Source organism: Pseudomonas sp. Marseille-P9899 (assembly GCF_903166565.1).
Lineage (GTDB): Bacteria > Pseudomonadota > Gammaproteobacteria > Pseudomonadales > Pseudomonadaceae > Aquipseudomonas > Aquipseudomonas huaxiensis.
In genome coordinates this window covers 1,347,044-1,369,632 of the sequence record NZ_CAESCG010000002.1, presented here as the reverse complement: position 1 = coordinate 1,369,632, position 22,589 = coordinate 1,347,044, and the positions used below count along the sequence as shown (strand labels likewise).

Here is a 22,589-nt window from a genome sequence, read left to right as displayed (position 1 = left end):
TAAGAGCGGCGACAAAGGGTGAGCCGGGAATTTGCAGCGCAGGCGGGTGCGGACCCGCTGGCCTGAAAGACCGATATTGGACGCGAAGCCATTGGCACATGGCTATCACTGAAACTGGGTAATCTCCGATGTTTTTACGTGCCGCGTAAGGGCAGATGAAACGATTCCGGACCGTGCTATACCTGATTCTGGTGATGGTCTGATGCCACTATTGCGTGACAAACTAGCCGCCCTTCATTCACGGCCATGGAGTGCCCTTCGCTGATGTCATTCAACAGCCCTCCTCCAGACGACGCGCTGCTGCCGGCACCGGTACTGGTCGTCGAAGACGATCCACTGATGCGCCAACGGCTGTCGCGGATTCTCGGCGAAATTGGCTACGCCGCTGAGGCCGTGTCGTTCTCGGCGAACCTCGCCGAGGCCCGCGCACATGCCAGCAGCCAGCCGCTGGCGATGGTGTTGGTGGACCTGGGGTTGCCGGATGGCAATGGCATCGAACTGATCCGCGAATTGCGGGCGCAGGATCCGGCGTTGTGGATTCTGGTGATCTCGGCCTGGAGCACCGAGGAAGCGATCCTCGGGGCGTTGCGCGCGGGCGCCACGGGCTACCTGCTCAAGGAGCGCGATGACCTGGAGGTGAGTCTGTCGATTCGCAGCGTGCTGCGTGGCGGCGCGCCGATCGACCCGTTCATCGCGCGGCGCATCCTCACCCTGCTGCCGACCGAACAGCCGCACAAGCCTGCCGGAATGGGCGAAACCGAAGCACTCAGCGCTCGCGAGAGCGAGATTCTCGAATGGGTTTCCCGCGGGTTGAGCAACCGGGAAATCGCCGAACAGTTGACCATTTCCCGCTATACCGTCGAATGCCATATCAAACGGATTTACCGCAAGCTGGCCGTCTCCTCGCGCACTCGCGCGGTGAACGAAGCCCGGCAACGCGGCTTGTTGTCCTGACCCTGCTGCTCGTCCTGTTGCCGTGGCTTTCGAGCCTGGCGCAAGCGAGCTGCCAACCGACCATCACCCGCGTCCTGGTAGCCCCTGAGCGGGCCGGCGACGGCGTGCGCCCGCTGGAAGGCTGGCAGCCGGTGAGCCTGCCGGACATGTGGCAGCGGCATTGGCCCGGTTTTCTGGGGCCGGCATGGTATCGGCTGGACTGGCAGGCCGACTGCCCGGGCGAGCCGCTTGCGCTGAATATCGATCGCATGGCCATGGCCGGTGAAGTGTGGCTCAACGACAACCTGCTCTGGCGGGACGAGCACCTGATCGAACCCCTGTCGCGGAGCTGGAACCTGCCGCGTTATTGGCTATTGCCGTTCTCCATGCAGCAGAGCAGCAACACGTTGTGGATTCGTCTGGTGGGCTCGGAGCATGCGGCACCGGGCCTGGGCACGGTGCAGGTGGGCACGCCCGCCCAGGTCTGGCCCGAGTACCGCCAGCAGTTGTTGCAGCAGCGTGAACTCAGCTTCCTCAGCCTGCTGATTTCCCTGGTGCTGGGCGTGCTGTTCATGACGTTCTGGCTGTTCCGCCGCCAGGAGCGCGCCTTCGGCTGGTTCGCGCTGGCCTCGCTGCTGTGGTCGTTCGCCATCCTCAATATGCTGGTGACGTCATCCTGGCCATTCAGCAATGGCGAAATCTGGGACCGCCTGAGCCTGGCGGCGTTCTCCCTGTATTGCCCGGCGTTCTGCATGTTCATCTGGTCGTTTGGCGGCCTGCGCTTCGTGCGTTTCGAGCGCCTGCTCTGGGGCTGGGCGATCCTGCTGAGCCTGGCGGCGATGCTGGTGCCGAAGACGGACATATCATCGCTGCAAGTGATCTCTGCGTTTTCGCTCCGGCTGGCGTTTTTCGTGGTGTGCCTGCAACTCTTGTGGCATGCCTGCCGTACCCGCAAGACGTACCTGATCGTGCTCGCGGTCGGCATGGCGGCTTTGTCCATCTTCGAGTTTCTGACGCTCACCGGCGTGCTCGGCATTCCAGGGTCCTATGCCCTGCTGTCGACGCCCCTGATGTCGGTTTTGATGTTCCTGATCCTGGCCACCCGTTTCTCCAACAGCCTGCAACGCATAGAACGCTTCAACGATGACCTCCTGGCAACCGTGGACAGCACGCGTGCAGAGCTGACCCAGACGCTGCAACGCGAGCATCAACTGGAAGCCGACAACATTCGCCTCAACGAACGCCTGCGGCTGACCCATGACCTGCACGACAGCCTGGGCAGTTCACTGATGCGTTCGATCGCCCGCATGGAACACGGTGACGGCCTGAAAGACAGCCAGTTCTTGTCCGTGCTGAAGACACTGCGCAGTGATCTGCGCGACGTCATCGACGGCTCGTCCGCAGTGCCCGCCTGGCAATCGCCCCAGGAATGGCTGGCGCCGTTGCGGCGGCGCTTCATCGACCTGTTTGATGATCTGGGCATCGAGTCGCACTGGAGCCTGCCCGAACGCTGGCCCGGCGTGTTCACCCCGCCGCAGTTGCTGGCCCTCACCCGTTTTCTCGAAGAAGCCCTGACCAACGTCCTCAAACACGCCGGCGCCACCCGCCTGGAAGTCGGCGTGAGGGCGGATGAAAAGCATGGCCTGAGCCTGTGGATACGCGACAACGGTCGTGGCTTCGACGTGAACAACGTGCTGGCGGTGGGCACCGGTGTGGGCATGAGCAGCATGCGGATGCGCATCGAGCGGATGGGCGGGCAACTGTGGATCGAGTCCCGCCCGGGTGAAACTCAACTGATCGCGACCATTCATGGTGAGCCGATCGTTGCGTAGGCCGGTCGCTGGCGTGACTGCGCAGGCCGGGAGTCACGCCAGCGCCTGATCCACATTGCTGCAGGTGCCCTCGTTCAAGCGCACGTCTGCGCCCTCAACACCGCTATCAAAAATCGTAGCGCAGCGTCACTGTCGCGTTACGCGGTTCTCCCCATGCGTAAGTGCTGTCGAAGAGCGAGTAGTACTTCTTATCCAGCAGGTTATTCACCGTCAGCATGGCGGAGAGGTGATCGTCGAAGGCATAACGAGCGTTGGCGTCAACCAGCCAATAACTGTCTGTGGTGTGTTGCACTTTGCCCAAGGTCGGGTGGCTCACCGAGTTCCAGGTTGAATCCTGCCAGCGCGCCCCACCGCCCAGTGTCAGGCCATTGAACAAGCCTTGCAGCTTGTAGCTGCTGTACAGGCTGAACTGTGTTTCAGGGGCAAGGGTTGCCACGCGTTCGCCGTTACGGCGAGGGGTCTGATGATTGAAGCCACCATGCACTTGCCACTGCGGCGTCAGTTGGCCCGAGACTTCCAGTTCATAGCCTTTGGTTTCAACGCCACTGACCGCTCGATAGGCCGAGGCCCCGCTCGGAGTGCGGTTACCGGTACTTTGAGCGTAGTTGTCCTGATTCAGTTGGAAATAGGCGATGCTCGCATTCAGCCGGCCATCAAAGAATGCGGCCTTCAACCCCACTTCCTTGTTGTCGCCTTCCAAGGGCTGCAACGTACGGCCTTGCTCATCCTGGTTTGTCTGCGGCTTGAAAATGCTGGTGTAGCTTCCGTAGACGGACAAGACATCATTCAGGTCATACACCAAGCCGGTATAGGGAACGACAACGCCAGACTCTGTCGCAGTCGTGCTCTTGTAGTTGGTAAGACGCGCGCCCAGCAGCAACTTCAAATCGTCCCGCAGGTTGAACCTGGAAGCGATATAGGTGCCCTTCTCTCGGGTGATCTGGTCAGCATTGTCCACCCGGGCCCAATTGGGCTCAGCGTAGTCCCCTGTCCACGCGTAAAAATTGTCGATGGCGTTCGCACCCACCCACTGCCCGTCGCTGACCATTTGGCTTCGGGAAACACTCGCGCCGACGACGAGGTCGTGGGTTCGACCGAAAAGCTCGAATGGCCCGCTGGCATAGAGGTCGGCGGCGTCGCTCGTGACCTCGCCGACATAACTTCCTCGCCAGATACTGGCGCCCTTGCCCGTAACAGGGTTTGGAAAACCTGCGCCAACTGATCCTGCCCGCAGGTCGTAGCCATTGATCTGATGGTTCAACTGAAGCTTGGTCACCCAGCCATTCGCCAGGGTGTGCTCCAGCGTCGCAAATACCGTGCGGGTATATTGTTCCCAGCTACTCCAACTCGCTGCCGAGTTGAACGACCGGGATACCTTGTTGAATTGGCCATTGCTGTTGTAGACGGGGATACCAAACCAGTTGGAACCCTCGGGCTCATTGTCCTGATAATCGGCCCCGACGGTTAATACGGTGTCCGGGGAAACATCGATATCTACAACACCATAAAAAACTGACGTCTTGCGCTGGTAATGGTCCAGATACGATTGCTTGTCTTGATAAGCCGCAACCGCCCTCCCACGCACATTGCCACTGTCGGTCAGCGGACCGCTGAAGTCCAACTCGGTTCGGTAGTTGTCCCAGGAACCAGCGCCCAGGGTCGCGTGCCCTTGAAACTCGTGAGTCGGCTTCTTGCGAATAAGGTTGATGGTTGCTCCCGAATCACCGCTACCGGTCAGCAGGCCGGTAGCGCCCTTGAGTACTTCGACGCGATCGTAGATAGCCATATCACTCAGCGTATTCCCTGCGGAGTAGCCGATATTGCGTTGCATGGGAATGCCGTCGTACTGGAAGTTGTTTATCGCGAAGCCACGGGCATAGTAGTCCGTGCGCTCGCTGTCCAGCGTGGCCACACTGACGCCCGGCGTGCGACGCATCACGTCATCAATGGCCGTCAGGTTGAAGTCGTCCATTTCTTGCCGGGTTACAACACTGATCGACTGCGGTGTCTCTTTCGGCGTCAGCACCAGGCGAGTCGCCGTCGCAATCGTTCCCGGGGTGTACGACCCGGAGCCTTCGGTGATGGTCCCGAGCTGGTTACTGGTAATCGATGTGCTTTCCAGTTCGAGGCCAGCGCCAGTCGGTTGCGGCTTCAAGCTCCAGCTTCCCCCGGGATTGATCACCAGCACCAACCCGCTGCCAGCCAGTACCTGCTGAACGGCCTCATCGGCGGTGAACTGGCCGCGGATGGCTGGCGCACTCTGACCCTGGATCAGCCCAGGCTCGACTGAAAGAATCTGCCCGCTCTGTCGGGCGATGCGCGCCAGGCTCTCGCCCAGAGGACCGGCTGGAATATCGAATGCCTCTTGGGTGGTTTCGGAAGCGGCCAGCGCCAGTGTTGGCCACGGGGCGGTGGCCAAAGCGAGGGCGAGCAGACAGGGACGCAAGCAGTACAGCGACATTGGAGGCACTCTTGGTTAGTTGATCTCAGCCAAGAGGACACGCCAGCCGTCGAATCCCTTCACGAATTTCTCAAATCAATATTCACCAGCCAACCGCCCGCATTCTGGACCCGGATCGGCAACGACTCTTCCAGTGCCCTGAGGGTGCGCCGAAGGTCGGCGAGCATGAAACTGCCATACACCCTTTGCCGCGCCGCCTCGGGACTGATGCGAAGCCAGCCGGCGTGGTAGTTGCGTAACGCGCCGATAAGCTCGCCGAGTGGCTCGTCATGCGCATCGACGCGGCCTTCCATCCAGTCACCTCGCGACCACAGTGAGGGGGCTTCGATGCGAACGGTGTGCTGGTCGAAGCGCAGCACCTCACCACTTTGCGCCCAACGAACGTCACCCTTGAGCGGTGCAATCCGCACCCGGCCCTGCAACACACTGAGCAGACTGCTTTCCGCCATCTGCCGCAAAAGAAACCGGCCATCCTGGCTGTAGAGGCGGGCATCGCGGGTATCCAGTTGCAGCACTCGCCGTCCCTGATCGGCAATCGTCAGGGGCAATGCCCCCTCCCCTAAGCGCAACCGGCGCAGGGCTTGCATGAACATAAGGTCGACCGCGCTGCGTGCATCCAGGGTCACGCGGCTGCCATCGGGCAGAGTCGCGTTGCGCCGCTCGCCTGTGGGGGTGTGCAAGTCGGCCAGCATTTGCGTCAGAGGCGTTACGCGGTTGCCGAAAGTCGCCCCGGTCACCCCAAGCAGCAGCGCCGCCACACTGCCACCCAACAAGCGCCGGCGTGGCAGCGGCTGGTTCAACATCTGACTGGCCAGAGCGCGTTGTCCGGGAGCGCGGGCATCAACTGCCGCCAGATCCGCCATGGGCGCGCTGAACAGGTTATTGACCCGCTGCCAGGCGACGCCATGGGATGGCTTCGCGTTCAGCCACTGCTGGAAGGCTTGCCAATCAGGGTCACCGGATTGCGAAGACTCCAGGCGCAATAGCCAATCGACAGCTTCGCCCAGGGACGGGTCACTGTTCATAAATCCTGTGCCCTTAAGCAATGGAGAAATGCGAAGCGTAAGTCGCGTTCAACCGTGGACAGGGAAACACCCAAACGCTCAGCGATATCGGGCTGGGTCAGCCCCTCAAGCCGATGCATCAACAGGACCTGCCGCATCCGCGGCTGGAGGCCATCCAGCAGACGGTCGATCTGCGCCAGGGCTTCGCGAACCAGGTGGATGTCTTCGGGCGATGGGTGGGCCTGCTCAGGCAACAGCGCCAAAGCTTCGAGATACGCCTGCTCAAGTGCACGACGCCGGTAAAGGTTGCTCGACAGCCGGCGCGCTACCGTCGCCAGGTAGGCCCGCGGTTCGTCGATGGGACTGTTTTCAGGCGAGCGCAGCAGGCGCATGAAGGTGTCTTGGGTGATGTCGGCGGCATCGTGCCGGCAATGCAAGCGACGCTGAAGCCAGTTGCACAGCCAACGGTGATGCTCGATATACAACTGGGCGAGGTCGGACACAATATAAGCGCGCGAATGGGAATTTGTCTCATTATCATCATGGCGCGATGATTGCACAATCCCCAAAGGTGATTCAAAACCAGAAACAACGCCACCTCGCGCTGTGCCGGATAAAGCCCATTACCAGTCACACTTCACCGCGCCAATTAGTTAACATCTGCACAAATATTCCGCCCTTTCCTCTCAGTTGCCCCAACTGGCCTTTTCGGAACCACGTGCAGTGTCATTGAAATTAACCGTAATCGATCAGACGCCCATCCACGAAGCCCGAACCGCAGCAACGGCCGCTGCCGCGTCAGTGGACCTTGCCAGCGCCTGCGAACGCCTGGTTACCACCGCTACTGGGTTGCCGAACATCACAACAGCATTCAGTTCGCCGGTACGGCGCCGGAGATCCTGCTCACGCGGATCGCCAGCGCAACCACCACGATGCGAGTCGGTAGCGGCGGGATCATGCTTACGCACTACAGCCCCTACAAAGTGGCTGAAACCTTCGCCCTTATCGGCGGGCTTTTCCCCGGTCGCATCGACCTGGGAATAGGACGGGCGCCTGGCGGCAGCCACCTGAGTTCGGTTGCCCTCGCCGCCCCCGGCAGCGTTGCGCAACACGATCATTTCCCCCAACAGGCCGCGGAGCTTTGTGCTTTTCTGCGCGGCGACTTCCCGGCTAACCATCCTTATGCAGCCTTGGCCTGCGGCGCCAGCCCGTCGACCCTGCCTTCGTTGTGGATGCTCGGATCGGGTGGCGGCAGCTCAGCCCTGGCCGGACAGTTGGGAATGGGCCTGGCGCTGGCAAAATTCATCGCGCCCGCGACCTGCTCGCCGGCGATCTTTCGGCAACATGCCGAAGCGTATCGCCAGTCGGGGATCACCACGCCCCCTCCTCGTCTTGTCGCACTGGCCGTGATCTGCGCCGCGTCGGATGACGAAGCGCGCTTCGTCGCCGGCACTGCGGTCTACAGAAAAATGATGGCCGGCAGCATGCCCCGCGAGCCATTGTTGTCGCCTGAAGAAGTACAGCGGCGATACGAGCGGATGACAGCGCAGGAACGGCTTGAGTTCGATAACACGCTGGGCGACATGGTGGTGGGTTCGCCTGAGACTTGCCGGGCGAGAATTCGGCAGATTACTGAGGAGTACGGCTGTGAGGAAATTGGTCTGGTGACGGTGACGTATCGGTTTGAGGATCGGTTGCGGAGTTATCGGTTGGTTTCTGAGGCGTTTGGGGTTGGGGGGCGCTAGGGCGGTCTTGGTTTGCGCAGTCCTCTTTCCATGAAATTACAGCCTCCCCCGGCCGGCAGCTTTCAACCCAGGCTGCCGGTAGCTGGCGGAGTCGATAGGTCGCTATGGCGGATCGGCGCCGCCTGGAGAGCTAAATCACAAGTGAAATGCCGACCCGTTCTGCACAGCGCCATCTACCGACGGAACTCGCACACGCAGTGCAATCAGCAGCGCGGCCAGCAGCATCAGCACGGCCGCCGCCACGAATACGCCTGCGCTGCCACCGAGGCTGAACATTGCTCCACCAGCGGCCGCGCCTGTGGCGATGGCCGACTGTACAGACGCTACCACCATGCCCCCGGCGCTTTCCGCCTGATCAGGGACCGCGCTGGCGACCCAGTTCGACCACGCCACCGGCACACCGCCAAAGGCCAGGCCCCAGAGCGCCAGCAGTAGGGCTTGCCCTGGCACAGACGCCGGCAACAGGACCAGCGCCAGTGCCGCAACGCCCACCAGCGCGGGCATCAACACCAGGGTGGCCAACGGGTGACGGGTAAGCATCCACCCGGCCACCAATGTGCCGACAAAGTTCGCCACACCAAAACCCAGCAACATCAGCGACAGCCCCTGCGGGCCAATCCCAGTCGTACCTTCGAGGAACGGCCGAACATACGTGAACATCGCGAAGTGGCCGCTGTGCACCAGCACACAACCGAACATTCCCATGGCAATGCCTAGCCGCTGCAACACCTCAAGCACCGTGCGCAGGCGTGCCGGCCGACGCGGCGCAAGGCTCGGCAGCGTGAGTGACTGGAAAGCCAGGGTCACCACCCCCACCGCCGCCGCTGCAAAGAACGCGCTGCGCCAGCCATACAGCCCGCCCAGATAACTGCCCAGCGGGACCGCAACCACCGTCCCGATGGCGATGCCGCTGAAAATGATCGAGAGCGCTCGCGGCAACAAAGCCCCGGGCACCAGGCGCATCGCCACCGCCGCCGCCATGCTCCAAAAACCGCCAAGTGCGATGCCCAGCAAGATACGCATCAACAACAGCACCGCAAAACTGGAGGAAACGGCGACCAACAGATTGGAAGCGATCATCAGCGTGGAAAAACCCAGCAACACCCAGCGGCGATCGATACTGCGAGTCAGGCCTGGCACCAACAGGCCGGCGAACAGCGCCACCACGGCTGTCACCGTGACCGCTTGGCCAGCCAGCGCTTCGGATACCCCCAGCTCGATCGCCATCGGCGTCAACAGGCTGGCCGGAAGGTACTCAGCGGTCAGCAAGCCAAACACGCCCATGGCCAACGAGAATACGGCCATCCACGCGGGGGTTGCAGGTTCTGCATCCGGCCCGGCGCCGGAACGGCTGTCGGGTACGGCGTTGCATACAAGGTCAGTCATTGCACGGATCTCCCAATCGTCAAGTGCGACCCGCAGTCTAGGCGCGAGAATTCGGATGATCTATGATCAAAAAGCTCAACTTTTTGACCAAAACACCTGAACAATGCCGACAGACCCATTTGCCCTCTCTTCCGATCTCATCAACGAGCTGTTGCGCGGCATGCGCCTGCGCGGTGTCGAGTACCGGCGTATCCAGGCAGGCCCGGCCTTCGGCTTGGGCTTCGCTGCCAAACCCGGGCATGCCTGGTTCCATTTTCTGGCGGTCGGCAACACGGTGCTGCGCATGGAGGACGGGACAACCTATGCGCTGTCGGCCGGTAACGCCGTCTTCATCGCCCATGGCGCGGCCCATCAATTGCTCTCGCATACGCACGTGCCCGTGCAGGACATCGACCTTCTGGACGGCGAACCTCTAGGCGACACAGTCAGCGCGGTGGACACCGGAACCGATGCCGGCCCCATGCCGGCGACGCTTTTGTTCAGCGGATGCATGGAATTCGAATTGGGCAGTCTTCATGGCCTTGGCAAGCTGATGCCGGGCCTGATGCTGATTGATGCCGGGGGCCAGCGTTACCCCGGGCTGGTACCTATTCTCAGCACCATGGAGCGTGAGGTCAGCGCCGCACGCGTCGGCTACGCCGGCATCCTCGCGCGATTGGCCGACGTGGTCGCCGCCATGGTCGTTCGAGGTTGGGTCGAGTGCGCCTGCGGCAACGCCTCCGGCCTGGTTGCCGCCCTGCGCGATCCGCGGCTGGCAGGTGCACTTCTGGCGCTGCATCAACAACCGGGCCGCGACTGGACCGTCGAGCAGTTGGCGGAGCAATGCAATACGTCCCGCTCGGTCTTTGCGGAGCGTTTTCAATTGACGCTTGGCATGACCCCGCTGCGTTACGTCACCGAAGTGAGAATGCGGCTTGCCAGCCAATGGCTGACGCTGGAAAGGATGCCCATTGAAGAGGTCGCGCAGCGTTTGGGCTATACGTCTCAGGCGGCGTTCAGTCGGGCGTTCAAGCGTGTTACGGGCAAGACGCCTGGGTTGAGTCGGAGGTTGAGGCAGTCGGCTGCCACCTGAAGCTGAGTTGAATTGAGCGAGGGGCTGCTTTTGGCCGTTTGCAGCGCTCCTTGACGGGTAGATTTGGGTCGGAAGTGGTTAGTCGCAAATGACTGCTATCGACCCATAGCTGCCGCTCGCGATCGACTAAAAGCGACCCATAGGGACGACGAGTCGCACAGGAGACTTGCAACCGAGAGAGCTTTCGCTGGCCTAAGCCGGTATGTATCATCTGCGCAGGCTGATGCTGCCTGCCGCTCGCTTCCGAAAGGAAAGGTGAAAGCATTTTTTTCTCTTCCCAAATCCAGTCGCATCTCTTGAGAGTCGAGGTTTGGCAACGCGAGCACCAAAATGCCTCGATTACAGGAGAAACTATGTTTTCAATCGAGCAAGCCAAGCAGATGGCGAAGAGGCTGCGTGCCTCGCTAGAGTCGCGCAATCAAGCCGTGACTCATTCCACGGCGCTGGAAACAGTAGCGCACCAGCTGGGGTACAAGGACTGGAACACTGCGTCAGCGATTCTTCCTCAGGAAAACACTAAGCCCGCGATTACATTCGACAAAACCATTCCGATACTGCGGATGTTTGACGAAATCAAGGCGCGCGAGTTCTATCTTGATTTTCTGGGCTTCAGCGTCGAATTCGAGCACCGATTTGAAACTGATCTACCGCTCTACCTCGGTATCAGCCGAAACGGTCTGCACCTCCATCTTTCTGAACATCATGGCGATGCGAGCCCGGGATCGACGATATTTGTCCCGATGCAAAACATTGAATTGCTCCGCGACGAATTGCAGGGCAAACGTTACGGATATGGACGTCCGGATATTGTTCAGCAGGGCTGGGGCCAAGTTCTAGAAGTGTATGACCCATTCGGCAATCGAATCCGGTTTTGCCAAAGCTAATCGTACTTTGCGGACGGGATCACCCCGTCCGCTTTTGGGTCGGAGCGGTCGTTCATGAGCGGCTGCTTCTGGCCGAAGGCTGCCAGCCGTGGGGAGCCAGCAAACATCCCATCTCGGCCGTTCGCGCAAACCACGAGAGCCTGCCTCTCTGACGACCCCCGACTTTCCCGACAACCACCCCGGCGAAAACCCACCGCAGTTGCTGCCTCAGGCTACAAAGCCTCTCTGTTTTCCGACATTCTTGTAGGCAATTTCCCAATCATACTTTTCCGCCCCATCAGTCGTTGCGCACTTGGGACGCGCTACCTAGTCTTCGCCGGTCGCTGCCCAATCAGCGATCGGGTTTGGTAGCCCGCTACTTCAGACGTGCAAGCGCTTCACTCAATCCAGCAAGTGGTTTTGCTGCCTGCTGAGGTGCGTCATGGCGGCTGTGCGTGGGGCGCCTTCGGGTGCGCCGGGACCTGGAGTCCGGTCTACCAACCTGCGCACGGCCGCCGCCCATTCGTTTGGTAGCGATGGGTGTCGGCTCCACTTCTCCAGGAGCCAAACAATGAAAAAGATCGTTCCCGACCCACCCGCCTCCACCCTCCGCAGAACCGTTCCCCACATCCATTTCGGTTCATGCAACGGCGCTCATCCACCCGTGTTTTCCGTACATCCGGCTGCCGATATCGACGACGCGCTGGTGCATCTTTCGGCAGCGCTGACATCGGCCTTCGAAACCAACGCGCAACTCTGTGAAATGCTGTCCCGGCCTTTGGAAGATCTGGCTTGGGCGACTTGGCAATCACTGGAAATCTGTCAGGCGTTGACTGAAGCGTTGCGTAATAGAGGCGAGCAGGCCCAGGCTCAAGGGTGACAGGCTGATCCGTTGAAGGGCCACGCATGTGGCCCCTCGACATATCGGGTTGAAGCAAGGAACAGACCATCTACGACATTCTCGAGCAGTACGAACGACATTTGCAGTATTTACATCTGGCGCGTTGAGGACACGAGTTCGCGGGATGGCCGTTCGGCCCTTCCGCGAACTTGCTTAATTTCCCTTAGATCTTTCAGAAACGTCTCACAGACTCTGCCGTGTCACCTCTCTAGGCTGCGAACTCCAACCTACAAGGAGTTCGAGCATGGCCAATCACCGCTACCTGAGCATCACCTGGATTCACCACACCGCCAGCGCCCGTGGCTACATCTTATGGGGGATGACCGAATGAGTACGCGGCCCTCGCCCTATCGGCTGGATAACCAGCTTTCGGCGCTTCATCAAAGTGCGGCGAACCTGACTCGATATGCCTGCATCGTCAGCTCCCGCCATATCAAGGACGGGGTGTTGCGGGGGCGGTTTAATCGGACGATGGCGTATTACGTGCGGCAGATTTTGGCGGATGTACGGAATGGGAAGATCAGGGCGGAAGAAGGTTTAAAGCAGATTGAGGTGGAGCATAAGAGCATTTCCAGAATAGGACTGGAAGTGGGTGGTGTAATAGCAGGCGCATCAATGATGGCAACTGGCGTTGGTGTCTGCTACGGCTCAGCTATGACCTTATGTGCTGTTGCGGGCGCACCAATGGTTGCTCACGGTGCAAATAATATCTATGAAAATGGCACCAATCTCTCTTCTGGCCGCTCTGATGCAGTAGGACCGTTGAAAAAACTCTATCAAGGTGTCGCTGTCGCTGCGGGAGGAAGCGAAAGCAATGGAAGTGTTGCGTACGGCAGTGTAGACGTCTTGTTGTCGATCTATGGATTTTATAGGCCATTACCAAAGCCAGGCACGTGGCAGCTATTCAGGCCCATAAAAACAGACTACGTTCCTGCCTATAAGCTTATGAATAAAGGAGCGCTTCTATTTGAAGCAATCATGAGCGCCTGGACGGCAAGCCAGGTTTACGAAGAGGCTAAAAAATGACTAATTGGATCTTCGTAATCTGTGCTGCTTCAGGCGTATTCACGGCCTACTACCTTAAGTTCAGATTTTCAGGGGCAAACTACAGAAAATTACTGACGGTTGCTCTCGTGTTCACAAACAGCGCTTGTGCATTCTTTTATATAGAGCTGACCCAGAATGACTGTGTGCTGTTCTTCAAGTGCTTCCCGGACCTAACCAAGAGTCATCCAGTGATTGAGTGGGTTGCGCTCGCTTGTATTTTTCTTCATTGCTTTGCTATTCCTACAGAGTGGGAGCCTAAGCATTTATTTCGAATAAGGCGAAAAGTCTTGTGAATTTGCAGTGCCTGCATTTGTTGCGGTGATCTCTGAAAAGCGGCGCGAGAATCTGTGGGATTGGACCGCGATTACAGGCGTTTTTCGCATCCGCTTTTCATGCTATGGCGGCTGTACGTGGGAGACCCTCGGGTCTGCCGGGTTCCTTTTGCCTCGGTCCGCGAACCCGCGTACAGCTGCCTCCCCCGCCCATCCCATCGATTGCACTGATGATTACTATCGAAGTGCTCGCCTGTCTGACTCCCAAAACCGGCTCCTATAATCCCCTCCCAGCTTTTCCCCTCTCCCCCGCCTGCCTTCAGGCGACATTCACCCCTTGGAACCCAGCACCCATGCCAAGCGCCAGCCAGGCCCCTAGCGGCCTCCCCGAACATAGTCAGCAAAGCGTCAAACAGCAGTGGCTGGCGATCCTTTCAGTCGCCGTGGGCGCTTTCGCCCTGGTGACCAGTGAATTTCTCCCGGTAGGCGTGCTCAACGATGTCGCCAGCGACCTCGGCATCAGTGCCGGCCACGCCGGCCTGATGGTTACCCTCCCCGGCATCATGGCCGCCCTCGCCGCGCCGTTGCTGTCGGTGGGGATTGGCGCTCTGGACCGGCGCTACCTGCTGATCGGCCTGACGCTGATCATGATCATCGCCAACTCGGTCGTGGCCTATGCCACCGACTTCAGTCTGCTGCTGTTCGGCCGCGTTTTGCTGGGTATCAGCATCGGCGGTTTCTGGGCGACGGCCATTGCCCTCAGCGGCCGTCTGGCGCCCAAGGGAGTTGGTGTTGCCCAGGCCACGTCGATCATCATGGTCGGGGTGACCCTGGCCACTGTGTTGGGCGTGCCGGTAGGCACCTGGCTGAGTGGCCTGATGGGGTGGCGCATGACCTTCCTGGTTACCGCCCTGCTGGGCATTCCGGTGCTGCTGGCGCAGGTCTTCCTGCTGCCGCGGCTCAACCCGGACAAGGCCATTCGCATCAGTGACCTGCCCGCCTTGTTTATCAATCCACAAGCCCGGGTTGGATTGATCGCGGTATTGCTGATTGGCCTGGCGCACTTTGCCGCGTACACCTATGTCGCCCCCTTCTTCAAACAGAGCGCCGGTTTCGATGGGCCAACGATTGGCTCGCTCCTGCTGCTCTATGGCGTGGCCGGGGTTATCGGCAATATTTTCGCGGGGTTTGCCGCCAACCGCAGCGTGCGCCACACGCTGTTGCTGGTGGCACTGACCATCGGCATCAGCACCGCCCTGTTCCCCCACTTCGCCACCGGCATGACCGGCGCCGCGATGCTGATCGCCCTCTGGGGCTTCGCTTTCGGTGCGTTCCCGGCCTGCGCCAGCATCTGGATGTTTGTCGTGGCGCCCAAGGATGTCGAACGCGGCATGCCACTGTTCGTCGCCTTGTTCCAGGTGATCATCGCGCTGGGCTCGTTCTTCGGCGGGCGCATCGTCGACCAGATGGGCAGCTCGGTGCTGTTGAGCCTGGCCACGGCCCTGGTGGGCTGCGGTTTTGTCACGGTGCTGGTGCTGGGGCGTAACGTCAGTAATAGCGCGGTGGCGCAGCCCTGCTAAGCCGTGATTCAGGTAGCAAACGGTGACCACTCCGGTGCAGAAAAAATCCGTTTCGCGATACCGGATCTGCGCCGGAACTGCATAGAGAGAAAAGGGGCATCCGTCCCCTTTCCGCTTTTGCCTGTGATAAATACTCACCGCAAACTTTCAATCACAGGCAGACAGGCAGATGAACACTCCAATCGCGATCATCGGTGCCGGACTCGGTGGCTTGACCCTTGCGCGGGTGCTGCATGTCCATGGGATTGCGGCCACGGTCTACGAGGCGGAACCTTCGGCAGATGCGCGTGCACAAGGTGGCCTGCTCGATATTCACGAATACAACGGACAGCTCGCGCTGAAAGCCGCGGGGCTGTTCGATCAGTTTCTCGGCCTCATTATCGAGGGCGCCGATGCCAAACGGATTTGCGACAAGCACGGCAACGTGCTGCTGGACTGGCCGAGCCCGGACAACGGTGGTCGGCCTGAGGTGGAGCGCGGCGAACTGCGCAGAATCTTGCTTGAGTCTCTACCGGCAAACACCATCCGTTGGGGACACAAACTCACCACGGCGGCCCCGCTTGGCGGCGGCCGGCATGGCCTGACTTTCGCCAACGGTGCAACCGTGACCACCGACCTGCTGGTGGGTGCCGATGGCGCCTGGTCGAGAGTCCGCCCCCTGCTCAGCGCTGTAAAACCCGCCTACACCGGCCTCTCTTTCGTCGAAACCTTTCTGCATGATGCCGGCCATCGCCACCCGGCCAGTGCCGAGGTGATCGGCGACGGCACCTTGATGGCGGTCATGCCGAATCAAGGCATCCTGGCCCACCGGCATGCGAACGGTCCCCTGCAAACCTACGTGGCACTGAACAGGCCTGAAGACTGGTTTGCCCGCCTCGACCTCACCAATCCAGGGCTGGCCATGGCCAGGCTCGCCGAGGAATTCGAAGACTGGGCGCCGGCCCTGAAAGCCCTGATTACCGACGCCGATCGCGACCCGGTGTTGCGCCCGATCCATGCGCTCCCGATCGGCTACCAATGGGACCGCCTACCCGGTGTGACCCTCCTCGGCGATGCTGCGCACCTGATGTCGCCATTTGCCGGTGAAGGCGCCAACCTTGCCCTGTACGACGGGGCGTTGCTCGCAGAGGCAATTATCGCCAACCCCGACAACGTGGAAACCGCGCTGACGACCTATGAGGCGCAGCTGTTCCCTCGCAGTGCCAAGGTTGCTGCGGAAACGGACAGCAACCTCAAACTGTTTTTCAACGAGACTGCGCCCCAGGGCCTGATTGATCTGTTCACGCAATACCTGCCGGACAATTGATTGGCTGCAAACAGGCGCGGCTAAGCCCGTTCGATTACCTTCCGATGTCGTGAGCTCATCCATCTGGCGTACCATCTGCCGCGTCTACAGAACGGAGGCTGGTATGGAAAATGGTCAGGGCAAGCGAGTCATTGTCATCGGTGCGGGCATCGTGGGCGCCTCAATGGCGTATCACCTGGCGGATAAAGGCGCGAAGGTCACATTGATCGAGGCTGAAGGTATCGCGTCAGGAGTGACTGGAAGTTCATTCGCATGGATCAACGCCTCACATCGCGAACCTGACCCCATTGCGCAGCTGCGCGGTGCTGCGATCACGGAATACCGCCGCCTCGAAACCCGACTGCCTGACCTGAAGATACGCTGGACAGGCGCCTTGTCTTACAGCAGCCATTCAAGTGAAGCGCCGCCGCCTTCAGAGAGCCGGGCCGTGGCAAACAGGGTATCTCGATCCCGGATTCGCGAACTTGAACCCAACCTCAAGCATCCTCCCGAGTCTGCTGTATATGCCGCGGAAGAAGGCGCATTGGACGCAGTGGCAGCGACGCATGCGTTAGTCGCCGGCGCCCAGGCATGTGGAGCGAAGGTTCTCACCCATACGCGAGTTCTGGGCTTTGTCACCCAGGGTGCGAAGGTGACTGGCGTCGAGACGACACGGGGCGTCCTCGATGCCGATAGTGTCGTCCTGGCCGCCGGAACAGGGATCAACACACTGGCACAACTGCTTCAAGTGTCCCTGCCGATCGAGGCCTCGCCTGCCATTTTCATCCGTTACACGGCACAGCCCAATCTTGTGCAGACCCTGATCTCCAGTCCGGAAATGGAGGTGAGGCAAGGTCCGGATGGTACGTTGCTCGCGGCCGAAGATTACCTGGACGACGCCCCGGAAAATCAGCCTGCGGCGATAGCGCTTCGAACGGCCAAGGCAATCTGCAACGAACTTCAGGGGGTTGTTTCCATAGCGCCAGGGCGTGCATGTATCGGCCTCAGGCCCATGCCCGCCGATGGCATTCCCATCGTCGGCTTCCTGCCCAATGTGGGCGGTGTCTATGTGTGCGCAATGCACCCTGGAATTACGTTGGCGGCGATAGTCGGACGCCTGGCGAGCGAGGAGATCATTGACGGCAAAGTGTCCAGTGCCCTTTACCCATGCCGCCCGGCTCGGTTCTTCCAGGCGTAGTGAGTTCTCTTGCGCGGCCGCTATCGTAGCGCCCAAGGACGTCGAACGCGGTATGCCACTGTTCATCACCTTGGTCCAGGTGAGCATCGCGTGGGGCTCGCTCTTCTGCGGGCGAATTGTCGATCCGATGGGCAGCTCGGTGCAGTTGAGTCTGGCCACAGCACTGCCAAGCCGTCAGGCTGGAATGATCCGCGTCCAGAACCGGGTGTACTGCTGGAGCCTGACAGGCAACGAAAGCGCCACAGCGCTCAACGCCACGTCGATGTTGTTCAACGGATAAGTGCCGGAAACGCTCAAGTGACTCACCTCAGGCGCGCACCCGAGGTACCCCGGACGATAGCGCTGCAGTTCGTTGATCAACTGACCCAGGCTCCAGTCATCCACTGTCAGACGCCCTTGAGACCAGGACTCTTCGTCCGCTCTCGGGGGACGGGCGTCCAACACGCCCTGACGATCAAAAGTGACCGAATGCCCCTCGGTAATAACGGCTTCGCTGACCTGAGTTCCGGCACGGACAGCGACGGCATGTTCATAAACACTCAAGCGGGTTTGCCCCTCCCGTTCGAGTACCGCAAAGCGAGTGCCGAGCGCGCGCATATTGCCTTGGGCGCTGCGCACGATAAAAGGCCGAGGGTCTTTGCCGGTAACCACATGGATGTTCCCGGACCTCAGGATCAGCAAACGCGTGCCGGCATCAAAAGCCACGTCCACCGCAGTGGACGTGTCCAGCACCAGCACCGTGCCGTCAGACAACCGCTCCCGGCGCTGCTCACCGGTGGCGGTACGCAGGTCAGCCATCCACACCGGTGCGGAATGGATCCCCCGCCAACTCAACGCCCCCAACCCCGTGCCAAGCACCAGGCCGCCGAGAAGATTGCGGCGGCTCACTCCCGCGCCCTGCAGGTTGACCTGCTCCATGACCTGCCAGCCCAGTTGCTGCGGCACTTTGCCGATATGTGTCTGCAACGAGGTGAGGTGTTGCCAGGCCCATTGATGCTCAAGGCGGTCGCCATGCCAGGCCTTCCATTGCATCTGCAGGGCCGGGTCGTCAGGGTTGGCGCACATCTGCGCGAACCACTGGGCCGCATCGCGCAGGGCCTGGCGTTTAGGGTCAACGCTCACAAAGGGTTATCCATGACGAACAGCAAGCAATGCTCGGTCGCGCGAGCCATGTATTTGGTGACCGAGCTGACGGAAATCTGCAACTGCTCGGCAATCTGCGGGTAGGTCAGCCCCTGCAACTGCGACATCAAGAACGCCGCTTTAGCCCGCCGCCCCAAACCGTCGAGCATCCGGTCAAGCGCCTGCAAGGTCTGCAAGATGATCAGCCGCTCTTCGGCAGACAGCTCAAAAGATTCCGGCTGACGGGCCAGCACTTCCAGATAGGCGCGCTCCACGGATTGGCGGCGAAAACTGTCAATCATCACCCGCTTGGCGATGGTGACCAGGAAGTGCCTCGGCTCGCTGAGCGTGGCCGCCACCGGCTGACGGTGCTCGGCGAGCAGGACGCGCAAAAACGTGTCCTGCGCGAAGTCAGCCGCCTGCTGCGAACAGCCCGTTCGCTTGTGTAGCCAACTCACCAACCAACGCTGATGGTCGCTGTAGAGCGTTTCTACTGGATTGCGGGTAGACATGAACGTGCTAATGCGTAGATAAGAATGAGTCGCAATATATTCAAATGAGCGGCTCGCGGCAATGCGCTTCAGCCGTAATGGCGATGGCAAAAAAAATTCTCAAGGGCGTTGTCGGTTTCCCGGCAGCACTGCGACTCCCTTAGCAGAAACTCAAAAAAATGCCTGCACCCGCCAACAGGAGACAACATGCTGTACATCCCCTCAAGCCCACGCAAGAGTGGCCTGAAAGCCCCAAGCACGCTCACCCTCGCAATACTCGGCGCCTCGCTCTTGATGGTCGCCCCCGTGATGACACACGCCGCCCAAACGCCGTCCTCGCAGGGCGAAGCCCAGCAAAAGAACTTCGCCATCAGCGCGGGGCCACTGGTCACGGTGTTGAACCGGTTTGCTACCGAAGCGGGCGTCGTACTGTCGTTTGACACGGCCCTGGCCCAAGGCAAACAAAGCCCGGGCATCAACGGGCGCTACAGCGTCGCGCAGGGTTTTTCGGCGTTGCTTGCAGGCTCCGGATTACAGGCGATTGCCGGTGCGAATGACGTCTACGTGTTGGTGCAGGCTGCGCCGGCGGGAAGCGTTGAGCTCGGGGCAACCAGCATTTCGGGGGCACGCTTGGGGCAGACAACCGAGGGGACGGGCTCCTACACCACGGGTCTCACCAGCACGGCAACAAGGTTGGGGCTTTCGCCGCGTGAAACGCCTCAGTCCATCAGCGTCGTCACCCGACAACAGATGGACGACCAGAACATGCAATCCCTGGAAGACGTTGCCAAGGCAGCGACCGGCATCAGCACGGTCAAAGGGTTCGGTACAGAGCGTCCGCTCTACTACTCACGAGGATTCCAGGTCGACGACCTGCAGTTCGATGGCCTACCGAGCAGCGTCACGGAAAGTTTTTCGATGGACGTCATGTCAGTGAACAACATGGCCATGTATGACCGGGTGGAAATTGTCCGAGGCGCAAACGGCCTGATGCAAGGCGCAGGTAATCCGTCTGCGGCGATTAATATGGTTCGCAAACGACCGACGCGTGATTACCAGCTCAAGGCGGAAATAAGCGCGGGCTCGTGGGACAACTACCGCACCCAACTCGATGTCGGCGGCCCGCTCAACGCAGAAGGCACCCTGCGTGGCCGCACGGTACTGATGTACAACAATCGAAATAGCTACCAGGACTACGCCGACAAGGACAATCAGCTGTTCTACGCCATAGGCGAAGCCGACCTGAGCGACTCGACCACGGTCGCCGTGGGCGCGTCCTTCCAGCAGGAAAAAAACGGCGGATACGACTGGGGCGGATTGCCTACGCACCTGGATGGCAGCCCTTACAATTTCTCGCGCTCGACGTCGTTCGCCGGGAAATGGGCCCACCTGGACAAGATCAACCGCAACGTTTTCGCCGATATCAAACACAGCTTCAACGAGGACTGGAACCTTACCGTCGCCACCAATCTGATCTGGTCCAACGCCGACTTCCTCGCTCAGGTTGGGTATCACACCAACGCCACTGATTCGACGATGCAGTACTGGCCGAACAGCGCCCGTTACGATGACGAGCAGATCAATCTCGACGCCGCGCTTAACGGTGCCTTCACCCTACTGGGCCAGAAACATGAAGTCGTGATAGGTACCAACATGCGGCGCGACAGACTGCAGTACGTAACCGGGTCATCCAGCGTGAACCCTAAAGTCGACATTCTCGACTTCGACACCTCGGCGTTCCCTAAACCGGAAATAGTTGGCCGCCTGACGCCCAGCCGACATGTGCGCAAGGACAAGGGGGTGTACGCCGCCACTCGCCTCAACCCGTCCGATGACCTGCACGTCATTCTCGGCAGCCGCTTGAGCTGGGTGGACTATGACACCCAAGGTCCCTGGGAGACTGACCGTTTCAAGGAAAACCGCAAGGTCATTCCTTACGGCGGCATCGTCTATGACCTCAATGACACCACCTCGGTCTACGCCAGCTATACCGAGATCTACAAAATGCAAAGCAACTACAGCGTCGACAACAAACTGCTGGAACCCACTACGGGCAGCAACTACGAAATCGGCGTGAAAAACGAGCTGTTCGATGGCAGGTTGAATACCTCCCTGGCGCTGTTCCAGGTTGATCAGACCGGCCTTCCACAGGTGGTTCCGGAGGCTGGGCGTGTCTGTGGGCCAACTCGCGATTCGCGGTGCTACGTTGAGGGGGCCAAAGTACGAAACCGCGGGTTCGATGCGGAGGTTTCAGGCGAGTTGCTGCCCGGTTGGAATGCGTCGATGGGTTACACCTACAGCCATCCAAAATACGTAGCGGGTACGAACAAGGGTGACACCTATGGCACGGAAAACTCGCCACAGCGACTGTTCAAAGCCGCCACCAGCTATCAGTTGCCAGGCGAGCTGGATCAATGGCGAGTGGGTACCAGTTTCTACCACCAGAGCAAGCTGTACCTGAACAGCCTGTCGCAGAGTGCCTACAACCTTGTGGACCTGAACGCCAACTTCCGGGTTGACCAGAACCTGAGCGTTCAATTGAACCTCAACAACATTTTTGACGAGAAGTACTACACCGCGATTTTCAGCCAGGACACCGGAAACTATTACGGCGAACCCCGCAACTTTGCCGTCACGCTGCGCTACGAGAACTAGTCCCGAGGAGCATCAGTTGCTGCCTTGATACAGGCGGTTCAGATCAGTTTCCGTTGTCACTCCGCCTATCGCCTCAACGGCCTTGCTCCTCAGGTGAGGGCCGCCTCATTGCCCAGGAGCGTGAACGACTTTCAAGCGGCTTTAGCGGCCGCTTTAAAGAAGACCACACTCACTGGCATCGCATGCGCTATCCGTTCGATATTTACCAGCAAGGGGCGGAGAGCTGACTGTTAAATTCTTGCGTTCGGGTGTGTCTTGGCGTGCGGACGGAATGCTATGTAAGAAACTTCACTCCGCCACATTCAGACGAATCTGTGCACCATTTGGTAAGTCGTTAATCTCCTTGGCAAGGTATCCTGAAATTGTCACCTGCTCATGAAGTGAGATTATCGCCATATTGCCCTCTTCATACTGCCCTCCCATAACGGAGGGAATCTTCAGACAGTACTTGTACCCTGGCCGAAGGAGACCGAGTTTATCCCTCGCCTGTTTGACCAATGCTTCCATGTACCAATCTTGCAAAAATTCCTGATTCTGGGAGAGAGCATCAAGCTCTGAGCGATTATTGGCGATACGATTGCAACACAAATCTTCAGGGCACAAGCGCCAATAGCTACCCGCAATATCTTTGATGATAAGATTGCCGAAATCGTTTTCGCCAACAATTTCAGTAGGTTTGAGCCCAGCCCAAGCCCATGCGTGAGCAATTTCTTCAATCAATCTCATAGAAATCTAACTGTCC

The 22,589-nt window shown here is 59.7% G+C and carries 18 protein-coding genes and 1 pseudogene; 12 read left to right on the top strand and 7 right to left on the bottom strand.

The features are described 5' to 3' along the window. Positions 1–264 precede the first annotated feature (264 nt). Both HWV67_RS15595 and HWV67_RS15590 read left to right on the top strand, forming a co-directional pair. On the top strand, positions 265–954 hold the full coding sequence (locus tag HWV67_RS15595) for a response regulator (protein ID WP_175651871.1): 690 nt from the start codon (positions 265–267) through the stop codon (positions 952–954). 17 nt (positions 955–971) lie between these two features. Further along, positions 972–2,765: a sensor histidine kinase gene (locus tag HWV67_RS15590; RefSeq protein ID WP_175651870.1), complete on the top strand. Its 1,794-nt coding sequence runs from the start codon at positions 972–974 to the stop codon at positions 2,763–2,765. A gap of 106 nt (positions 2,766–2,871) precedes the next feature. On the opposite strand, the gene HWV67_RS15585 is transcribed toward HWV67_RS15590, so the two are convergent. Genes HWV67_RS15585 through HWV67_RS15575 form a run of 3 tightly spaced genes read right to left on the bottom strand, consistent with a single transcriptional unit; the run spans position 2,872 to position 6,733 of the window. After that, the gene (locus tag HWV67_RS15585) at positions 2,872–5,226 is read right to left on the bottom strand and encodes a TonB-dependent siderophore receptor (RefSeq protein WP_175651869.1); all 2,355 of its coding nucleotides are present in this window, start codon (positions 5,224–5,226) and stop codon (positions 2,872–2,874) included. 59 nt (positions 5,227–5,285) lie between these two features. Next, a complete protein-coding gene (locus HWV67_RS15580) occupies positions 5,286–6,251 on the bottom strand; it encodes a DUF4880 domain-containing protein (protein ID WP_175651868.1) in 966 nt (321 codons plus the stop codon). After that, entirely contained in the window at positions 6,248–6,733 is a 486-nt protein-coding gene (locus HWV67_RS15575) for a sigma-70 family RNA polymerase sigma factor (RefSeq protein WP_256680124.1), read from the bottom strand. Before HWV67_RS15575 ends, HWV67_RS15580 begins: the two co-directional genes overlap by 4 nt. 165 nt (positions 6,734–6,898) lie before the next feature. Between HWV67_RS15575 and HWV67_RS15570 the strand changes: the two genes are divergently transcribed. Continuing rightward, positions 6,899–7,975, top strand: a complete 1,077-nt coding sequence (locus tag HWV67_RS15570) for an MsnO8 family LLM class oxidoreductase (protein WP_175651956.1) — start codon at positions 6,899–6,901, stop codon at positions 7,973–7,975. 135 nt (positions 7,976–8,110) lie between these two features. Here the strand turns inward: HWV67_RS15570 and HWV67_RS15565 are convergent, their stop codons facing one another. Continuing rightward, positions 8,111–9,361, bottom strand: a complete 1,251-nt coding sequence (locus HWV67_RS15565; RefSeq protein ID WP_175651867.1) for an MFS transporter — start codon at positions 9,359–9,361, stop codon at positions 8,111–8,113. A 103-nt stretch (positions 9,362–9,464) separates the two neighbouring features. On the opposite strand from HWV67_RS15565, the gene HWV67_RS15560 reads away from it, so the two are divergent. The 8 genes and pseudogenes from HWV67_RS15560 to HWV67_RS31745 all read left to right on the top strand — a co-directional run. Continuing rightward, complete coding sequence (locus HWV67_RS15560; protein WP_175651866.1) at positions 9,465–10,433, top strand: AraC family transcriptional regulator; 969 nt, start codon at positions 9,465–9,467, stop codon at positions 10,431–10,433. Positions 10,434–10,786: 353 nt separating this feature from the next. Then, positions 10,787–11,317 (top strand): glyoxalase superfamily protein, encoded by a 531-nt coding sequence (locus HWV67_RS15555; protein ID WP_175651865.1) that lies wholly within the window; start codon positions 10,787–10,789, stop codon positions 11,315–11,317. 550 nt (positions 11,318–11,867) lie between these two features. Continuing rightward, positions 11,868–12,176: a hypothetical protein gene (locus HWV67_RS15550; protein ID WP_175651864.1), complete on the top strand. Its 309-nt coding sequence runs from the start codon at positions 11,868–11,870 to the stop codon at positions 12,174–12,176. Between the two features lie 348 nt (positions 12,177–12,524). Continuing rightward, positions 12,525–13,223 carry a DUF4225 domain-containing protein gene (locus HWV67_RS15545; RefSeq protein WP_175651863.1) on the top strand — a complete coding sequence of 233 codons (699 nt, stop codon included), beginning with the start codon at positions 12,525–12,527 and terminating at the stop codon, positions 13,221–13,223. A gap of 646 nt (positions 13,224–13,869) precedes the next feature. Beyond that, positions 13,870–15,096, top strand: a complete 1,227-nt coding sequence (locus HWV67_RS15540) for an MFS transporter (RefSeq protein WP_175651862.1) — start codon at positions 13,870–13,872, stop codon at positions 15,094–15,096. A gap of 169 nt (positions 15,097–15,265) precedes the next feature. After that, entirely contained in the window at positions 15,266–16,402 is a 1,137-nt protein-coding gene (locus HWV67_RS15535) for an FAD-dependent oxidoreductase (protein ID WP_175651861.1), read from the top strand. Between the two features lie 103 nt (positions 16,403–16,505). Next, entirely contained in the window at positions 16,506–17,579 is a 1,074-nt protein-coding gene (locus tag HWV67_RS15530) for an NAD(P)/FAD-dependent oxidoreductase (RefSeq protein WP_175651860.1), read from the top strand. A 22-nt stretch (positions 17,580–17,601) separates the two neighbouring features. Then, positions 17,602–17,745, top strand: a pseudogene (locus HWV67_RS31745) (MFS transporter); the annotation flags it as partial. An 8-nt stretch (positions 17,746–17,753) separates the two neighbouring features. On the opposite strand, the gene HWV67_RS15525 reads toward HWV67_RS31745, so the two are convergent. Then, positions 17,754–18,701, bottom strand: coding sequence for a FecR domain-containing protein (locus HWV67_RS15525; protein WP_175651859.1), 948 nt, complete (start codon positions 18,699–18,701; stop codon positions 17,754–17,756). Continuing rightward, entirely contained in the window at positions 18,698–19,213 is a 516-nt protein-coding gene (locus HWV67_RS15520; protein WP_175651858.1) for a sigma-70 family RNA polymerase sigma factor, read from the bottom strand. The genes HWV67_RS15525 and HWV67_RS15520 overlap by 4 nt, the downstream gene beginning before the upstream one ends. A 186-nt stretch (positions 19,214–19,399) precedes the next feature. On the opposite strand from HWV67_RS15520, the gene HWV67_RS15515 reads away from it, so the two are divergent. Next, positions 19,400–21,847, top strand: coding sequence for a TonB-dependent siderophore receptor (locus HWV67_RS15515; RefSeq protein WP_256680123.1), 2,448 nt, complete (start codon positions 19,400–19,402; stop codon positions 21,845–21,847). Positions 21,848–22,135: 288 nt separating this feature from the next. On the opposite strand, the gene HWV67_RS15510 is transcribed toward HWV67_RS15515, so the two are convergent. After that, positions 22,136–22,573, bottom strand: a complete 438-nt coding sequence (locus HWV67_RS15510) for a T6SS immunity protein Tdi1 domain-containing protein (RefSeq protein ID WP_175651857.1) — start codon at positions 22,571–22,573, stop codon at positions 22,136–22,138. Positions 22,574–22,589 lie beyond the last annotated feature (16 nt).